Origin of the sequence: Leifsonia sp. NPDC102414, from assembly GCF_044765685.1 — a bacterium.
In the GTDB taxonomy this organism is placed as follows: domain Bacteria; phylum Actinomycetota; class Actinomycetes; order Actinomycetales; family Microbacteriaceae; genus Leifsonia.
The window spans coordinates 1-1,018 of sequence record NZ_JBIWKN010000018.1 but is presented as its reverse complement, the minus strand read 5'-3'; the positions used below and the strand labels follow the sequence as shown (position 1 = coordinate 1,018).

Sequence of the window (1,018 nt, the reverse complement as noted above, 5' to 3'; positions counted from 1 at the left end):
CATTCGGTATTAGCACAAGTTTCCCTGAGTTATTCCGAACCTAAAGGCACGTTCCCACGTGTTACTCACCCGTCCGCCACTAACTCCGAAGAGTTCGTTCGACTTGCATGTGTTAGGCCTGCCGCCAGCGTTCGCTCTGAGCCAGGATCAAACTCTCAGGTTGAGTTGACTTATCTGACCTAAGCATCACGATCCTAAGATCGCTTGGCATTAGTTCTACGTATTATTGACGAGATCCCACTAGGCCGATCCGAAGACCGACTTCATGGTATGTCTTTTCAAAAAGACCGCAGATGTCAGTGTCGACTGTAGAACCCCAAAGGGTTCTCGCCAGGACACCGCCGCCTGCGTTTCTCTTTCCAGATCAACGATTTCAAAGACCCAGACCGGCAAAACCAGCCAAACCGTTTAACGCCCGTTCGCGGCGGAGGCGGCTATCTAGGGAAGCCGGTTCTCTGTGTCAAGCAGTTCTTTTAAAAAGAAGAACTCAACGTTTTCCCCGCCGCCCGGAAGCGCTGGGGAGGCGGCTATCTAGGGAATGGCCGGATGCGAGTCAACGCCTTTCCGACGCCTGTCTCTCGCTTCCTTGAAATGACCGCCCAAACCCCGGCCCGAGACGTATCGGCCGGTAGCGCCATCCCCATCCGAGCGAGCCGGACGTGATGGAGCGTTGCCGATAGAAGGCAGACGTATAACCCCTCATGGAGCGGCGTCGGCATAAGAAAATAGAGAGCGAGTGAGCTCGCCGATGAGGATGTGGCCGATGGCAGATACGAAAAAAAGAAGCGTCGGGACCAGTTAGGCGCGGTGGGGCTTAGGCACGCGACCACGGCACTCGAAGCGCCGGGCCCAATCACCAGACCAGCTAAAGACTGGAACACCAGCCTGGCTATGCCGTGCCGGTCGTCCATTCCTACAGAACCAGCCGTATCGGGTGACGGCAACGATCGAGCCCCGTTGGTCGGTGTACAGGTATGATGGCGAGGTGGTCGTCGTGCCCTCGTACCAGACCAGCGGC

At 56.6% G+C, this 1,018-nt stretch carries 1 rRNA gene; it reads right to left on the bottom strand.

Annotated features, from left to right (window positions below):
* Nucleotides 1-163, bottom strand: a 16S ribosomal RNA gene (locus ACIRCZ_RS20530); the annotation flags it as partial.
* Nucleotides 164-1,018 lie beyond the last annotated feature (855 nt).